The organism is Algibacter sp., from assembly GCF_039977455.1.
Lineage (GTDB): Bacteria > Bacteroidota > Bacteroidia > Flavobacteriales > Flavobacteriaceae > Algibacter_B.
Genome location: NZ_JBDWDG010000029.1, coordinates 186177 through 203993 on the forward strand (window position 1 = coordinate 186177; position 17817 = coordinate 203993).

Consider the following 17817-nt stretch of genomic DNA (forward strand, 5'->3'; position numbering starts at 1 on the left):
TTTAAGATTAATGGTTATTAATTAAATGATGAAAAAGCGCAATAATTATAAAACCTAAAGGCAGTATAATTGCATAAGCTTTACCAAATGTTTGTAAATTCTTTTTACGACCAGCTGTTGATCCCATAGATTGGAAAGCAGAAGTAAAACCATGTGCTAAGTGTAATCCAAGAAGGATAAATGAAATTACATAAGCCCCTACTCTTAATGGGTTTTGAAATTTCTCTACTAATTCGTGGTAATATCTAAATTCACCATTATGAAGCCCAGACATATCACCTACAATATATTTTGTATTAATCTCTGGAATCCAGAAATCAATAAAATGTAGTACGATAAAAGCTAAAATTACTAGTCCGCTGTAAATCATATTACGACTAGACCAAGAAGAATTTGCTGCACCATTATTTCTAGCATATACCACTCCATTAGCTTTTTTGTTTTTAAGCTCTAGAATGAACCCCATTATAAAATGGAATACTACTGCAAAAATTAATACCGGTTGCAATGCAAATTGCACAAGTGGGTTTGTACCCATAAAGTGTGATACTTCATTAAATGCATCTGGACTAAAAACAGATAACATGTTTATAAAAAGATGCTGAAGTAAAAAAAACATAAGGAAGAATGCAGAAAGCGCCATGGCTACTTTTCTTCCAATCGAAGATTTAAAAAATCCGCCCATTATTTTAGAAGTTGTTATTTTAATTTAAACAAAGGTAGGTATGGATGCTCTCTTAGACAAATAACAAATGTCCTGTTTTCTTTATTTAGAATGATTTTAAAGAAATTTATTATCCTTAATAAAAAAACACATAAATCAAGAATAACTAAAACATTATTATATTTTAATATCTATTTAACTGTCTTTCTGTTAAAATACTGATTCCACTATAACCTAACTAACTAAAAAAAAGGAGACCTATTGATAGCAGACCTCCTTTTTAGAATAATATTTTATGAATAAAAGTACTAATTGATAATAAGCTTTTTGGTTAAAACAGCATTACCTGAATGCATATCTACAAAATACATGCCTTTTGAGGCACTTTTTAAACTAATAGTTTTTAAACCCGTTGAATTTGACATCGTATTTTGAGAAATAAGTCTTCCACTAATATCGTAAACCACCACTTTATCTAAACTTATAGCACCGTCATAACTAATAAACAAATCACCTTTTGTAGGGTTTGGATACATTGTAATTCCTGCAGCTAAAATATCTTCTTGAACACTTAAAGAACAACTTGCAGGAGAATCCACTAATTCAGACTGACTACATATAGGCTGATTTGTACTAATGTCCTGTACTATTTGAGAAACCTCCTTATTATCATTATTTAAAGTCCTAATCACCTCTTCTTTAGCAATATCAAAATGCATTAAGTCATTGGTATCAATAACATGATCTATTTGTCTACAGTGTCCTAGCTCATGAAGTGCCACACTTTGAAAATCAAATTGTGTAGTTGATGGTGGATTATTAGAAAAATTCCAACTTGCGTCCCCATCAAATACAATATCAAACTCTTTAACATACCATACTAAACTAGAGGCTCCATTAATAGTTTCGCTACATGAAACATAATAGCTTGTTCTTTGACCAAGCACTAAATCTGGCAACCGCTCATCTGGATCAGAGCTTGAACTATTATCAAAAGCAATAACGTTTTTATTATCATTAACCGCTTTGTGAATAGCGTTTGCGTTGCTTGCTAAATTAACTTCATCCAACTCCCAGTTCATTTCTGTTTCACAACTCCAAGTTTCTAAGGCCAACTTAAAAGCATCTGCCACCCCGTTTATTCCAGCTAAATGCGCCGACATTTGCCAAGTATAACCACCGTTTCCATTATCGTCCACAAGTTGTGTAGGGTAAGCTGTATTATTAGTAATTATATTATTTTGAGCGTAATTAATTGTTAAGATACTAGAGGTTAAAAAACTACTGCCATCATTATGAGTAATTCTAACTTCGCCTGTTCCAGCTTGAGAAGGCACCTCAACCGTAATTTCAGTACCCGACCAAGTTAAAACTTGAGAATCTAGAGCATCTACAAAATTACCTCCTGCATTATCTGCATTTCTAAACCCTACTTTTCCTTTAACCGAACCGAAATCTGACCCAGAAATAGTTAATACAGACTTCGTACCAGCCGAAATAGTGCTAGGAGAGAAATTATCAACCTCAAACAACTTTGCATCGTTAGATTTTGAAAGTTTACTTTGAACCTTAAAAGCAACAACTTCAATAAAATCGGATTCTGTACGACTTTGTATTTCTTTATACAAAGTGCTTTCTATACCTTGTTTCGTGTTAAATGGATTTGAGGCTAAATCATTATTGTAATCGTATTTAAAAAAAGCTTGCGAAACCCCATAAGGCAAAAAATTAGAAGTTTTAGAAACACTAGAAGCTCCCAAATTCAGGTTGTTATCATATAATGTAAAAACACCTGCATCATTTACATTTAAATCTAAACTAGGGGATACTACTTGGGCTTCATTACCTAAAACACCTCCTAAGGTAATAATCTCCACAACAGATTTTACATCTCCTTTAAAAACCTTAAACACCTTTACTGTATTTACAGTATAAATTTTTTCGTGATTGGCATCCCAAAAAGACTGTTTTGCAATAACTTCACCTTCAATAACTAAACTCGATTTTTCAATTTGTTTCTCTAAAGATACCGGCTTTAACAAAATTTGAGCACCCAAAGTCTCTAAACTCATAATAATCAACAAACTAAGCAATGTGTACTTTTTCATTCTCTAAATTTTAAATAGGTTGGCGACACCTTTAATATCGGCATCAATAATATTAATATTTACGTGCAAATAATGCTTTTAGACTTTTTAAAAATGCTAAAACCAATAAAAAAAACAAAAATAAATAATTATTACTACTTTAAAATCAGCTTTTTAGAAATAAAATTTGATTCAGGAGAAAACAAATTAACAAAATACAACCCTTTTGAAACACCACTTAAATTCACAGGTATCAACTTGGTATTATCTGGAATATCAAGTTGAAAAACAACTCTTCCTCCAACATCGTAAACAACCACCTTATTTAAATTGAATACAGAAGACTCAATAAAGAATTCTTCTTTAGCAGGGTTAGGATAAATAGCTATACTATTCTCTAAACTACTATCCTCAACACCCAAATCACACGACCCCGAATAATTTGTCATTAAAGGAATTGATGGACTATTGCCACACACTTGGTTTGTTGTACTTCTTAAATGAATACTATTTGCAGCATCTATACTTTTGGTATCTAAAGTCTTATTAATAACATTATTAAAGAGTTTAAAATTCATAACATTTGAGCCGTCGTTTACATGACCTAACAAATGCGCATGCCCCAATTCATGTAAGGCTACGGTTTCAAAGTCATATTCTCCAGCGTCTAATGTTTCACCATCAAGACCAAAATACCAACTCGTTTCTTTATCAAAAACCATATCAATATCCACCACATAAGCAATAACACCTGTAGAACAAAATCGACCACCAAAAGACGTATATGTTACCCCTAATACACCAGCTTCAAGCTCAGATCCATTATCAAATCTTATAATATGACTATCAGCGGAAATATCACTCTCTGTTGTGGCATTCTCATCTATAATCCAATTTATACCAGTTTCACACCTCCAACTTTCCAAGGCTCTTTCAAAAGACGCCTTAGCTCCGGGATGAACCGTATCTGCAAAGAAATCTGTATAAAACGACCATGTGTTTCCTCCTTGTCCATTATCATCATAATGCTGTGCTTCATAAGCTTGGTTTTCCCCACTAATTTCAAACACAGCATTTACCGTAGCATAAGTCACGGTTAAACTACCAGACGATGTACTACTAACTCCATTTGAATCTGTAACACGAATATTACCAGTACCAGCAACACTAGGTACATAAACTTTAATCTCTGTATTGGACCACGATATAATTTCCGTATCCAAGGCATCAGTAAAAACCGCACCTCCCTCATCGGCATCTCTAAAACCAACCTTACCTTGAACTGCTCCAAAACCAGAACCTGTAATTACCAACTCTGTTTTTGTACCTGCTGTAACAGGTGTACTTGGGAAAGATATTCCTGACGGGATTAAAACGGCTGCATTTTTTTGACTAGCTTTAGCTGCTTTAAAAGCAACAACTTCTTTATAACTAATTTTTGTCAACTTTGTTAGCTTTCTGTAAAACGACGTTTCAATACCATCTGTTTTAGCAAAAACATTAGCTACAGCATCATTATTTAAGTCATATTTATAAAAACCTTGAACCGCACTATAAGTTTTAAATTGCTTTAATTTGGTAGTTGCTTTTAATTTAAAGTTACTATCGTACAGCGTAAAAACCCCCAAATTTCCTTTTTTAAGATTTAAACCATGTGAAACGACTAAACCATTTAACCCTACTGTTCCACCTAATTCTACAATCTCTATTTGCTGTAAAACTTCACCTTTAAATACTTTGTAAACATTAACAGTCGAAGCTGTGTAAATTTTTTCATGTGCCTCATCCCAAAAAGATCTTTGCGAAACAACCTCCCCTTCAACAACCAAACTAGAATTATCAATTTGTTCCTTTAGCGATATTTCTTTTAGCGATACCTGAGCAGAAACAGTATATAAATTCATTAAAAAAGTTAATGCCACAAACATTAATTTTAATGGTAACTTTCTAAACATAACTTTAAAATTTAATTAATACTGACGAGGGATTATCAAATATAGCAAATAAAAATCTACTTTTTATTTATACATTTACATCAGTGATAAAAATAAACATTATTAAACATGAAATATTTACCTATAGATAAGTCGCTTTTTGAAACAAACAGAAAACACTTTAAAGCTAAAATGAAACCTAATAGTTTAGCTGTTTTTAACTCCAATGATATTTATCCTATAAGTGCAGATAGCACGATGCCTTTTGAGCAACACCGCGATATTTTTTACTTAAGTGGTGTAGATCAAGAAGAAAGTATTCTAGTAATTTTTCCTGATTGCCCAAAAGAGCAACATCGTGAAATTTTATTTTTAAAAGAAACCAACGAGCATATTGCAGTTTGGGAAGGCGCAAAACTAACTAAAGAAAAAGCCTTTGAAACAAGCGGTATTAAAACGGTGTATTGGTTACAAGAGATGGAAAAAATCATGTTTGAATTAATGACCCAATGCGACACCATATACATTAATACCAATGAACACTACCGTGCTAATATTGAAACCGAAACCCGCGAAGACCGTTTTACAAAATGGTTGAAAAACAAATACCCTGCGCATTCGGTAGCTAAAAGCAACCCTATTATGCAACGTTTACGTTCCATTAAAGCCCCTGTAGAAATTGACTTGATTCAAAACGCTTGTAACATTACCGAAAAAGGGTTTCGCAGAGTTTTAGATTTTGTAAAACCTGGAGTTTGGGAATTTGAAATTGAAGCAGAATTCATGCATGAATTTTTACGAAATCGATCTAAAGGCTTTGCTTACACACCCATTATAGCATCTGGTAATAATGCTAATGTTTTACATTACGTAGAAAACAACCAACAATGTAATGCTGGTGATTTAATTTTATTAGATGTAGCTTCAGAATATGCTAATTACTCTAGTGATATGACAAGAAGTATTCCTGTTTCTGGTCGTTTTTCTGAAAGACAAAAAGACGTTTATAACGCTGTACTTCGTGTTAAAAATGAAGCCACCAATATGCTTATTCCAGGCACAGATTGGGCAGCTTACCATAAAGAAGTTGGCAAATTGATGACTAGCGAGTTATTAAATTTAGGATTATTAGACAAAGCCGATGTACAAAATGAAAATCCTGATTGGCCAGCCTACAAAAAATACTTTATGCATGGCACGAGCCACCATATTGGACTAGACACCCACGATTATGGTATACTAACCGAGCCTATGGAAGCCAATATGGTATTTACTGTAGAACCTGGAATTTATATTCCAGATGAAGGATTTGGAATAAGATTAGAGGACGATGTCGTTATTCAAAACACAGGAGAACCTATTAATTTAATGAAAAACATCCCAATAGAAATTGAAGAAATTGAATCTATTATGAATTCATAAAAAAATAAAAAGGGTCGTTTTAAAAACGACCCTTTTGCTTACAATACTAAATTCTTATATGTTACAGAGTGACTAATTCAAATAAATAATCGTTTAGTTTTTGTAATGTTTTAATTTTATCATTAGAATCAATTAATAAGGAAATATTATTATTACTTCCACCATAGGAAATCATTCTAATTTTCACATCTTGCAGTATTTGAAACAACTTGTAAGTCTCTTGATGATTCACAACAGAGTTTCCTACTAAGCAAACAATACTTTGGTTAGGATCAACTTCTATCGATGCTATTTTATCTAGCTCTGCCAAAATCTCACCTAAGTTTTTATCATCATCAATAGTTAAAGACACAGCCACCTCAGAGGTTGTAATCATATCGATTGATGTTTGGTAAGTTTCAAAAATTTCAAAAACTTTTTTCAAAAAACCATGAGCTTGCAACATTCTAGCCGATTTAATTTTTATGGCTGTAATATTATCCTTTGCAGCGATAGCTTTAATACCGTCCCCAGTAGTACTATTTGAAATCAAAGTACCATGAGCATCTGGCTTCATAGTGTTTTTCAACCTAACCGGAATACTATCTTTTCTAACAGGTGTAACAGTTTGTGGGTGTAAAATTTTTGCTCCAAAATAAGCTAACTCCGCAGCTTCCTCGAACGATAAGTTTGAAATAGCTTTTGTATTATCAACATATCTTGGATCGTTATTATGCATACCATCAATATCCGTCCAAATTTGAACTTCTTCTGCTTTAAAAGCTGCACCTATAATAGTAGCTGTATAATCACTACCACCACGTTGTAGGTTAGAGATTTCGCCAGCACTATCTAAACAAATAAATCCTTGAGTAATGTATATATCAGAATCATCTGCCGCCTGAAATACACGATCGAATTCTGTTTTTATATAATCGGTATCCGGCTCCTTAAAGTCATCAATACGCATAAAACTCAACGCAGGTAATAATGTAGAACTTACACCTTCTTGCTTCAAATAACTATTAAACATATAGGTAGAAAGCAATTCACCTTGTGCTAAAATCTTATTCTCTAAGGTTTCAGAATAAACCTGATTTGTACTTTCAACCAAAAGCTCAAAAACGCTTGATACATAATTTTTAACATCACTATTTAATTCTGCGTCATTTAAAAGCTCATCAATAGTAACAAAATAGGTTTTTAATAAACTATTAATTCTATCTATTGCAATATTAGGTTCATTATTTCTAATATCGCTAGCAATAGCAACTAATTGATTTGTTGTTCCGGACATTGCAGATAAAACAACTACTTTTTTACTGCCGTCGTTTATTATATTTTTCACTTCGCTCATATTTTTCACTGAGCCTACCGAAGTTCCACCAAATTTTAATACTTTCATTTTCACTAATTTGAGTAGCAAAACTATAACTCATTTACCAAACAACGATATTTTTAATAAAAAAAAGTTATTTTTACACAAATTGTTAAATAATTAACACTAAAGACGATTTAAGGACATGAAAACGGTATCAAACTGCGTTGAAGATATCTTAATAACGCAACCTTATTTAGAAGAAGCACTATCAAGAAACATCATAAATTTTAGTGCCCTTGCCATAGAGCTTGTAGAACCGATAAGCAAAATGCTTAAAAAGGACGTAAAGCCCGGAGCTATAATGATGGCTTTAAGGCGCTATAATCCTCCCGTTACCCTAGGTAACTCTATTAAAATGAAACGAGTAATACAAAATCTAGGCGACATTACAGTACGCTCCAACCTAACTGATTTTACAGTAAAAAACTCAACAACCTTAATAGATAATCATGCCAAAATTTTAGAACGCATTAACACCGAAGAAAAACTATTTTATGCCTTCACAAGAGGTATTCATGAAAGTAATATAGTTGTTTCTAGCAGTTTAAACGATTTTGTTAATCATCATTTAGAGAAGGAAAATTTTATTGCTATTCAAGAAAACTTATCGGCAATTAGCATAAATTTACCTCAAGACAACTCTAAAATAGCTGGTTTATACTATCATTTTTTTAAACGATTAGCATGGGAAGGCATTGTACTTTATGAAGTTTTATCTACTACCAACGAATTTACCATTTTAGTTGAAGACGAGTTTGTTGACAAAGCATTTACTGCCATTAAAAGAGTAAAATCTTAGCTTATTTATACCGTTGACTTTATCTTTGCCTGAGATAAGCAAAACATGTATTTAGACTATAAAGGCATAAAGATTTTTTTCACCGACCAGGGCCAAGGAACCACCCTAGTATTACTCCACGGTTTTCTAGAAAATGCTTCGATGTGGAATCCGTTTATACCAAAACTATCACAAAACAATAGAGTTGTCACTATAGATTTATTAGGTCATGGCAAAACGGGCTGTTTAGGGTATGTACATACCATGGAACTTATGGCCGAAGCCGTTCAAGCGGTTTTAAGCCATTTAATGGTTTCGCAATTTTATGTAGTTGGACATTCTATGGGTGGTTATGTGGCACTCGCTTTAGCTGAAAAAAATCCTGAAACATTAAAAGGTATATGCTTAATGAATTCAACCCCTAAGGAAGACTCACCCGAAAGAAAAAAAAATAGAGATCGCGCAATACAAGCCGTTAAAAAAAACCACAAGACCTTTATACAATTAGCTATAGGCAACTTATTTAGTCCCAAAAACCGTACTACATTTGCCGAAAATATTAAAAATTTAATAAAGGAAGCACAACAAACACCACTTCAAGGAATTATTGCCGCACTAGAAGGCATGAAAATAAGAAAAGACCGCACACATTTTTTTCATTGGAGGCCTTACAAATCTATGCTTATTATTAGCAAAAAAGACCCTGTTTTAAGTTTTAGCGACCTCATGTCTCAATCCATAAATACCAATGTGAACCTTGTAGAATTTGACGGTGGACACATGAGCCATATCGAAAATAAAGAGGAATTTTTGCACAAAATAATGCATTTTATCGAATAATATCATCTTTTTATCGATTAATTAGATAATTTGTAGTAAATTTATACAACCCAAATAATCTAATTATGAAAAAACCTAATTCAATTCCAAAAATGTATTGCAACCTTTTTGGTCATGATTATCAGGTTACCAAGCGCGTAACCTACCATGTAAAAGAGTACACTTGTAAACACTGCAAAACAGAACTTACAACAAACAGTAATGGAAGTTTAACCGAGCTTACTCCAAAATTTAAGGAGATAAACGCTATTCTTGAAAGAATTCACAACGCCAGAACGCAACGTTTAAAGAACAAAAACCTCTCTTCGTCGATTAATTAACTACTAATTATTTTAATAGACTGATTTTTAATACTTTTAGAATACTCTCTAAAATTAATTAATATATAAACCCAATGAAAAACATCCATTGCAAGGTGTTTGGACATGACTATAAAATAACTAGACACGTTACTTATCATGTAAAAGAATACACCTGCAAATACTGCAAAAGAGAACTTACTACAAGTGGAAACGGCAATTTAATAGCATTGACACCGAAATACAAAGAAATAAACGACGTTTTAGAACGCATACATCATAAACGCATTCTAAGGAAAAACAAAAAAATTAAAAAAGGTTTAGCTACAAACGAAACAAAACTACGTATAGCTTAATCATTAAATCCCTTCCACCCTTGAGCCTTTATAGGGATTCTTGTATCTGCTCTAGTCACTAAATGCAAACCTTCACGCGCCTCTTTTACGTGGCCAATAACCGTTAAATTAGGATTTGCTTTTATTTTAGGATAATCGTCTTGCGCAATTGTAAAAAGTAACTCATAATCCTCCCCTCCATTTAAAGCAACCGTAGTACTATCAATATTAAATTCTTCGCAAGTCGAAATAACTTGAGGATCTAATGGAATTTTGTCTTCATATAAATCACACCCTACTCCACTTTGTTTACAAATATGAATAATTTCAGAAGACAACCCATCACTTACATCTATCATAGATGTTGGCTTTACATCTAAATCCTTCAGTAATTTAACAATATCCTGTCTAGCTTCTGGCTTTAACTGTCGTTCTATTATATAGGAATACATTTCTAAATCTGGCTGACTATTAGGATTCACCTTAAAAACCTCCTTTTCGCGTTCTAAAACTTGAAGCCCCATATAAGCTGCTCCAAAATCTCCAGAAACAACAATCAAATCGTTTGGCTTCGCACCGCTTCTATAAACCTCGGTATCGGCTTCAATAGTTCCGATAGCTGTAACAGAAATCAATAATCCTTTGTTTGAAGAGGTGGTATCTCCACCAATAAGATCAACTTTATATAAAGCCGATGCCGCTTCTATTCCAGCGTACAAATCTTCTAAAGCTTCTAAAGGAAACCTATTTGAAACCGCAATAGAAACCGTAACTTGAGTAGCTGTAGCATTCATTGCATAAACATCAGATAGATTAACCATTATTGCCTTATACCCTAAATGTTTTAAAGGCACATAACTCAAATCAAAATGCACACCTTCAACTAATAAATCGGTAGTAACCACTACTTTTTTATCTTCAAAATTTAAAACCGCAGCATCATCACCAATACCTTTAACAGTAGAGGTTTGCTTAATTTCAAAATGCTTAGTTAAATGGTCAATTAATCCAAATTCACCTAGGTCACTTAATTGTGTTCGTTGTTGGTTTTTATCTTCTATCATAATGCAAAAATAAGAAGCTATATTTGTTTTTACTATCTTTAATATTTATTTAGCATTTTAATACATCTAATAATGACATTTTTACGCTCTTATCCCTACTTAATTCTTGTGTGTTTTTTTGTTCTTAATGCGCAATCTTGTAATGATGAGCCTTATGAAACACCGCCTGTAGTGGATAGCGATAATGATGGCATTTTAGATGATTTTGATAATTGCCCTTTTGTTAGCAACCCAAACCAAGAAGATGATGATAAGGATGGTATTGGAAATTTTTGTGATGACGGCTTTGTTAATCCTGCAGATACGCCATTAGCTATTTGTCAAAATGGTTTTGCCGATATTTATCCTTGTAAAGACTACGATTTAATGGCCAACATTCCATTAACAACCTTTGAAGCTAGTGCAGGAAATGATTGTTGGGGCTGGACAGACCCTACAACAGGAAAAGAATACGCTCTAATGGCAACCTCACACAACACTGCTTTTGTAGACATTACAAAACCAAACGAACCTATTTATTTAGGAAACCTTCCTACCGCAACCTCAAGCAGTCCTTGGCGAGATGTTAAAGTATATAAAGACCATGCTTTTATTGTAGCTGACTGTAGCCTAGGAAACGACCCAACTTGTAATGACGATCATGGTTTACAAGTATTTGATTTAACGCGGTTACGAAACGTACCTAATCCCCCAGAAACCTTTACCGCCGATACACATTTTACCGAGTTTGGCAAAGCACACAACATAGTAATTAACGAAGATTCGGGATACGCCTATATTGTAGGTGCTAACAGAAGCTCAACCTATCTTGGCGGACCTATTTTTATTAATATTCAAGACCCCAAAAACCCTGTTTCAGAAGGTGGCTTTAGTCAAGGTGGCTATTCACACGATGCCCAAGTAGTAACATATAATGGACCAGATAGTGATTATACTGGTAAAGAAATACTAGTAGGCAGTAATGAAAACGAAGTCGTTATTGCAGATGTTTCAGATAAAGCAAATCCAACTATAATTTCGACAATAAGCTATGCAAATGTGTGGTATGCCCACCAAGGGTGGTTTACACAAGACATGAAATATTTTATTTTAGGTGATGAGCTAGACGAAGCAAGAGCAGGAAACAACACAAGAACTATTGTTTTTGATTTTACAGATTTAGACAATCCTGTTTTTCATTTTGATTATTACGGGGAAAGCACTGCAATAGACCACAATGGATATATAAAAAACGACACCTATTATTTTGCAAATTACCGAGCAGGAGTACGCATGTTGAATATTTCTGCCATAGAAAATAAAAGTTTTACAGAAATTGGCTATTTCGACACCTACCCGCCTAACAATGGCACCGAATTTAATGGAGCATGGAGTATCTACCCTTATTTTTCTAGTGGAAATATTATTATTAGCGACATAGAAAAAGGCCTATTTATCATCAGAAAAAGTGGTACCTAATAGTGTGATTATGCCCATTTATTCAAAACATAATAATATTCTAGTTAATCTACTTGCTGTAGCGTTTTTATGCTTTAGCTGCTCTAAAACTGAAGAATCATTTGAAACAAAAACAGATTCCTTTTCTGTTGATTTTGTAAAATCCTTAGGAGGAACAAATAACGAAAGCGCTCAAGCCATTACCAAAACTATAGATGGTGGTTATGCAATTTTGGGCTATACGCAAAGTTTAGATGGTGACATTTCTAATAAAACCAATAAATCTTTTGATTATTGGATACTTAAATACGACCAATACAACAACCTTGAATGGCAAAAAACCTATGGCGGAACTGGTGATGATAGAGGCAACGATATTATTCAAACAAGAGATGGTGGCTATGCTGTTATTGGATTTAGCCAAAGTAACGATGGAGATATTACAAACAGCTACGGGGCACACGACTTCTGGGTATTGAAACTAACAGTTTCAGGTAACAAGCTATGGCAAAAAAACTATGGATTTTTAGGTGCAGACATCGGAAACTCCATAATCGAAACACACGATGGCAGCTTCCTATTAACTGGTGTATTAGATGTTTCAGCATCTAATGGCGAAGGAAACAGCAAAGATTCTAGTTCGAAATTTTCAAAAATTCAACATGCTGGAGGCGATTATTGGGCCATTAAAATAAATGTTTTAGGTGAAATTGAATGGCGCAACTATTACGGAGGCTCATTTACCGATACGCCTTATGATGTCATTCAAACAGAAGACAACGGATTTTTACTAGTAGGATCGTCAGACAGCAACGACGTGGATATAACAGGCAATATTGGCACCTATGATTTTTGGGTGGTAAAAATATCTGAAACAGGAGCTTTGCTTTGGGAAAAATCGTTTGGAGGCTCCCAAACCGATGAAGCTAGAGCTATAGTAAAATCGGAGGATGGAAACTATATAATTGTTGGCAATACTAGAAGCAATGATAACCACGTTTCTATTAATAAAGGGGCTGCTGATTTGTGGGCCATAAAAATATCACCAACCGGAAACCTAATTTGGGAACAATCTTTTGGAGGAACTAGTTTTGACGTCGCACAATCCATTTCTAAAACGGAAGACAATAATTACATAATCTCAGGAAATTCAAGAAGCATGGACGGAGATGTAACCAATAATTATGGTCAAAATGATGCATGGCTACTAAAGATAGATACTAATGGCAAACTGCTATGGCAAAAAACCATAGGAGGCACTGAAATTGATTTCGCTTATGATGCTGTAGAACTAAACAACAAAAGCATCATAGTAGTGGGCGACACTAGTAGTTCCAACTTTGATCTCTCAACTAACCACGGATTTTCAGATTTACTAATATATAAATTAAATTAATTGCATAAAATGAAAAGCATTTCCCTACTACTTCTTATTTTATTAATAATATCATCAGCATGCAGTAATGGTGATAAAGTCGAATTAACAAACGTAACCTTCAGTTTTAGCCATAATTGGGATGGAACCTCGGTTACAAATTCCGATTTCAATACCATAAAATTTACAAATGAATATGGAAACCAATTAAGTATTGAACGATTACGCTATCTTATCTCAAAAATCACTTTTCATAAAACTGATGGAAACACTATCGTTTTAGAAGACTACAACCTCGTAGATGTTACCAATAACCAAAACTTAAGCTTTATGCCTGCAGAGTTTGTAACAACAGGCGAATACAGCAATATCTCATTTACTTTCGGGTTTAATAATGAAGATAATGCCAACAATTATACCGATTTAAACACAGCCTCTTGGATTGTACCAGAAATTCTTGGTGGCGGTTACCATTATATGCAATTTGATGGAAAATTTTTAAACCAAGCAAATGAAGAACAAGGCTTTAACTACCATGCTATTCGAGCGGTAAACAATCTTGGAGAAACCTTAAGCTTCCCACAAGATACTTTTATAATTGTAAATCTAGGCCCAACAACGATAACCGATAACGCAATCTTTAATATTGAAATGGATATTGCCGAGTGGTTTAAAACACCATATACCTGGAACTTAAATGAACTAAATCAAACACTAATGCCCAATTCGGAAGCACAAATAATGATGCATAAAAACGGACAAAATGTGTTTAGTTTAAAATCTGTAAATCAATAATACATTTGAAAAAATGGCGATTTCATACTATGCTTTTTTTACTGATTTGTTTCGCTTGCGAGAATGAATCAGTAGAACAATACGTGGCAATGCCAAACCCTATAGACATCCCTAAACTATTTGAAGATAATATATTAGCACCACTAATTCCTGTTGATAATCCACAAACAGTAGAAGGCATTGCACTAGGGAAAAAACTATTTTTCGATCCTATATTATCTGGAAATAACACGCAGGCTTGTGCAGACTGTCATGCTCCACAACATGCATTTTCAGATTCGGCCAAATTTAGCGAAGGTATAAATGGCGACTTAGGCACCCGAAATTCAATGCCACTATTTAACCTAGCGTGGAATTACAATGAAAAATTCTTTTGGGACGGCAACACGTTTAGTTTAGAGCATCAAGTATTTGTTCCAGTTTCAGACCCAACAGAAATGAATAGCGATTGGAAGGAAGTCGAGCTAAAACTTCAAAACCACCTAGAATATCCAAGCCTATTTAAAAACGCTTTTGGCACCTCCAATATCGATTCTACAATAGTATCAAAAGCCATTGCACAATTTGAACGCACCTTAGTTTCTGCTAACTCTAAATTTGACCAATATCTTTTAGGAAAAATTGAATTAACTTCTAACGAGCTTAATGGCTTTAACGTTTTTATGGACGAAACGAAAGGCGATTGTTTCCATTGTCATGGCAGTGATAAAAATCCGCTTTGGACAGACAACACATTTCATAATAATGGTCTAGACACCACCTTTACTGATTTAGGATTAGGCGCCATAACAGGCGATCCTGCCGATAACGGAAAGTTTAAATCACCCTCATTAAGAAACCTAGCCTTTACCGCCCCATACATGCACGACGGCCGATTTTCTACATTAGATGAAGTTATTAATCATTACAGCGAAGGATTAAGAAACTCAGCAACCATAGACCCCTTAATGAAAAAAGAAAACCAAGGTGGTGTTCGCCTATCTGATAGCGATAAAGCCGATTTAAAAACATTCCTACTATCACTATCAGATTATGACTTCATAGCAAATTAAATCAAAATTAAAGTATTAGACTACATTTTTATTGTATTTCATCGAAAATAAAGTTGTTTTTATCCGATTTAACAAGTTTTTCACTAGATTTACAGTCCCCAAATCTTTCATTTCATGAACAAAACTACTTTAAATGCGTTTTGCATGGCCTATGGCCATAACTATTTCCGCTTAACTGAAGCTACAATTAACACACCCGAACTTATATGTAAGTCTTGTCGTGGTTATTTTAAATATGAAAATAACGGGATTATTACACCTTATTACAACACAGAAAGTAGTGAATTAACGGATCAGATTCTTCACAAAAAAACAGCTTAACCCGTTAAATTTATTTTCATATTACACCTATTATTTAGCACGAATCAACCTAGAAATCATACTATTGTTAATTGATAAGTAAAACCTATCAAACTATATACTAATATAATGTTAGGTTATTCGATTTTCAGGGACTTATATTGTATATTTGTGCTCTATTTAGAAACTGTCTTAATATATAAATTAATACACCTCTAAATTTAATAATAAAACAATATGATAAAAGTCTCTGAAACAGCAAAAAAGAAAGTGGTTGAGCTTATGACCGACGATGGTTATGACCCAACTAATGACTATGTACGTGTTGGAGTAAAAAGTGGAGGTTGTTCTGGATTATCGTACGATTTAAAGTTTGATAAGGAACAACAGGAAGGCGATAAAGTTTTTGAAGATAACGACATCAAAATCATAGTTGATAAAAAAAGCTTTTTATACCTAATTGGTACAACATTAGAATATTCAGGAGGTTTAAACGGAACAGGTTTCGTTTTTAACAACCCTAACGCCAACCGTACTTGTGGATGTGGCGAATCATTTTCATTATAAATTAAGAAAATAATATGTCGAAGTATACCGAGGACGATTTACGCGAAGAATTAAAAACCAAAGAATATGAATACGGGTTTTATACGGATATAGAATCTGATACATTTCCTATTGGTTTAAATGAAGATATTGTTCGTGCGATCTCTAAAAAGAAAGAAGAACCTGAATGGATGACCGAATGGCGTTTAGAAGCCTTTAAAGCCTGGAAAGAAATGGTTGAGCCTGAATGGGCAAATGTACATTATAAAAAACCTGACTTTCAAGCTATTTCGTACTATTCTGCACCAAATAGCAAACCAAAATACGATAGTTTAGACGAGGTAGACCCAGAACTTTTAGCAACATTTGCTAAACTAGGTATCTCGATTGACGAACAAAAAAAATTGGCTAATGTAGCCATGGATGTTGTGGTCGATTCTGTTTCGGTTGCTACAACATTTAAGAAAACTTTAGGCGAAAAAGGTATTATTTTTATGAGTATTTCTGAAGCTATAAAAGAGCACCCAGAACTTGTAAAAAAATATTTAGGTACCGTTGTGCCACAAAAAGATAATTTCTATGCCGCTTTAAACTCAGCCGTTTTTAGTGATGGATCTTTCTGTTATATTCCTAAAGGAGTACGTTGCCCTATGGAATTGTCAACATACTTCCGTATAAATCAAGCAGGAACAGGGCAGTTTGAAAGAACATTAGTAATTGCAGATGAAGGTAGTTATGTAAGTTACCTTGAAGGTTGTACAGCACCAAGTCGCGATGAAAACCAATTGCATGCTGCCGTTGTAGAACTAATTGCTTTGGATGATGCGGAAATTAAATATTCTACCGTTCAAAACTGGTATCCAGGAAATGCCGAAGGCAAAGGTGGTGTTTTCAATTTTGTTACCAAAAGAGGCTTATGCGAAAAGAACGCAAAAATCTCATGGACACAAGTTGAAACCGGTTCTGCTGTAACCTGGAAATATCCTTCATGTGTATTAAAAGGTGATAATTCGGTAGGAGAATTTTACTCCATAGCAGTAACAAACAACTACCAACAAGCCGATACCGGAACAAAAATGATTCACTTAGGTAAAAACACGAAGTCGACAATCATTTCAAAAGGAATTTCAGCAGGAAAATCTCAAAACAGTTACCGTGGTTTAGTTCAAATTAATTCTAGAGCAGATAACGCACGTAACTTTTCGCAATGTGATAGTTTATTAATGGGTAATGAATGTGGTGCACACACCTTCCCATATATTGAAGCTAAAAATAAAACAGCTAAAATAGAGCACGAAGCAACAACTAGTAAAATTGGTGAAGACCAAATTTTTTACTGTAACCAACGTGGTATCGATACAGAAAAAGCCATTGCATTAATTGTAAACGGGTTTAGTAAAGAGGTTTTAAACAAATTACCGATGGAATTTGCTGTTGAGGCTCAAAAATTATTAGAAATTAGTTTAGAAGGAAGTGTTGGATAAAATTTTTGTCATTCCCGCTCAGGTAGGAATTTCATCAATTTAACT

The 17817-nt window shown here is 33.8% G+C and carries 17 protein-coding genes; 12 read left to right on the forward strand and 5 right to left on the reverse strand.

The window, feature by feature from the left end:
* Positions 1–7 precede the first annotated feature (7 nt).
* From ABJM36_RS14290 to ABJM36_RS14300, 3 genes are all read right to left on the reverse strand, one after another.
* The gene (locus ABJM36_RS14290) at positions 8–685 is read right to left on the reverse strand and encodes a succinate dehydrogenase cytochrome b subunit (RefSeq protein ID WP_348452176.1); all 678 of its coding nucleotides are present in this window, start codon (positions 683–685) and stop codon (positions 8–10) included.
* 287 nt (positions 686–972) lie between these two features.
* Entirely contained in the window at positions 973–2772 is a 1800-nt protein-coding gene (locus ABJM36_RS14295) for a T9SS type A sorting domain-containing protein (protein WP_348452177.1), read from the reverse strand.
* A gap of 134 nt (positions 2773–2906) precedes the next feature.
* Positions 2907–4706 (reverse strand): T9SS type A sorting domain-containing protein, encoded by a 1800-nt coding sequence (locus ABJM36_RS14300; protein ID WP_348452178.1) that lies wholly within the window; start codon positions 4704–4706, stop codon positions 2907–2909.
* 108 nt (positions 4707–4814) lie between these two features.
* Here ABJM36_RS14300 and ABJM36_RS14305 point away from each other — a divergent pair, with 108 nt between their 5' ends.
* The gene (locus ABJM36_RS14305) at positions 4815–6107 is read left to right on the forward strand and encodes an aminopeptidase P family protein (protein ID WP_348452179.1); all 1293 of its coding nucleotides are present in this window, start codon (positions 4815–4817) and stop codon (positions 6105–6107) included.
* Between the two features lie 61 nt (positions 6108–6168).
* Here the strand turns inward: ABJM36_RS14305 and ABJM36_RS14310 are convergent, their stop codons facing one another.
* A complete protein-coding gene (locus ABJM36_RS14310; protein ID WP_348452180.1) occupies positions 6169–7491 on the reverse strand; it encodes an aspartate kinase in 1323 nt (440 codons plus the stop codon).
* A gap of 118 nt (positions 7492–7609) precedes the next feature.
* Here ABJM36_RS14310 and ABJM36_RS14315 point away from each other — a divergent pair, with 118 nt between their 5' ends.
* The 4 genes from ABJM36_RS14315 to ABJM36_RS14330 all read left to right on the forward strand — a co-directional run bounded on the left by ABJM36_RS14315 (position 7610) and on the right by ABJM36_RS14330 (position 9740).
* A complete protein-coding gene (locus tag ABJM36_RS14315; protein ID WP_348452181.1) occupies positions 7610–8266 on the forward strand; it encodes a hypothetical protein in 657 nt (218 codons plus the stop codon).
* Between the two features lie 45 nt (positions 8267–8311).
* Entirely contained in the window at positions 8312–9085 is a 774-nt protein-coding gene (locus tag ABJM36_RS14320; RefSeq protein WP_348452182.1) for an alpha/beta hydrolase, read from the forward strand.
* Between the two features lie 65 nt (positions 9086–9150).
* Positions 9151–9405 carry a hypothetical protein gene (locus ABJM36_RS14325; protein ID WP_348452183.1) on the forward strand — a complete coding sequence of 85 codons (255 nt, stop codon included), beginning with the start codon at positions 9151–9153 and terminating at the stop codon, positions 9403–9405.
* Between the two features lie 74 nt (positions 9406–9479).
* Positions 9480–9740: a hypothetical protein gene (locus tag ABJM36_RS14330; RefSeq protein WP_348452184.1), complete on the forward strand. Its 261-nt coding sequence runs from the start codon at positions 9480–9482 to the stop codon at positions 9738–9740.
* On the opposite strand, the gene thiL is transcribed toward ABJM36_RS14330, so the two are convergent.
* Positions 9737–10783 carry a thiamine-phosphate kinase gene (gene thiL / locus ABJM36_RS14335; protein ID WP_348452185.1) on the reverse strand — a complete coding sequence of 349 codons (1047 nt, stop codon included), beginning with the start codon at positions 10781–10783 and terminating at the stop codon, positions 9737–9739. The genes ABJM36_RS14330 and thiL overlap by 4 nt on opposite strands.
* 72 nt (positions 10784–10855) lie before the next feature.
* Between thiL and ABJM36_RS14340 the strand changes: the two genes are divergently transcribed.
* The 7 genes from ABJM36_RS14340 to sufB all read left to right on the forward strand — a co-directional run bounded on the left by ABJM36_RS14340 (position 10856) and on the right by sufB (position 17772).
* Positions 10856–12241 carry a choice-of-anchor B family protein gene (locus ABJM36_RS14340; protein ID WP_348452186.1) on the forward strand — a complete coding sequence of 462 codons (1386 nt, stop codon included), beginning with the start codon at positions 10856–10858 and terminating at the stop codon, positions 12239–12241.
* 10 nt (positions 12242–12251) lie between these two features.
* The gene (locus ABJM36_RS14345; RefSeq protein WP_348452187.1) at positions 12252–13616 is read left to right on the forward strand and encodes a hypothetical protein; all 1365 of its coding nucleotides are present in this window, start codon (positions 12252–12254) and stop codon (positions 13614–13616) included.
* 9 nt (positions 13617–13625) lie between these two features.
* Positions 13626–14390, forward strand: coding sequence for an MbnP family protein (locus tag ABJM36_RS14350; protein WP_348452188.1), 765 nt, complete (start codon positions 13626–13628; stop codon positions 14388–14390).
* A 29-nt stretch (positions 14391–14419) separates the two neighbouring features.
* A complete protein-coding gene (locus ABJM36_RS14355; RefSeq protein WP_348452189.1) occupies positions 14420–15442 on the forward strand; it encodes a cytochrome c peroxidase in 1023 nt (340 codons plus the stop codon).
* Positions 15443–15556: 114 nt separating this feature from the next.
* Entirely contained in the window at positions 15557–15763 is a 207-nt protein-coding gene (locus ABJM36_RS14360; RefSeq protein WP_348452190.1) for a hypothetical protein, read from the forward strand.
* A gap of 216 nt (positions 15764–15979) precedes the next feature.
* Positions 15980–16309, forward strand: coding sequence for an iron-sulfur cluster assembly accessory protein (locus tag ABJM36_RS14365; RefSeq protein ID WP_348452191.1), 330 nt, complete (start codon positions 15980–15982; stop codon positions 16307–16309).
* Between the two features lie 14 nt (positions 16310–16323).
* Complete coding sequence (gene sufB / locus ABJM36_RS14370; RefSeq protein ID WP_348452192.1) at positions 16324–17772, forward strand: Fe-S cluster assembly protein SufB; 1449 nt, start codon at positions 16324–16326, stop codon at positions 17770–17772.
* The last annotated feature ends 45 nt before the right edge of the window (positions 17773–17817 follow it).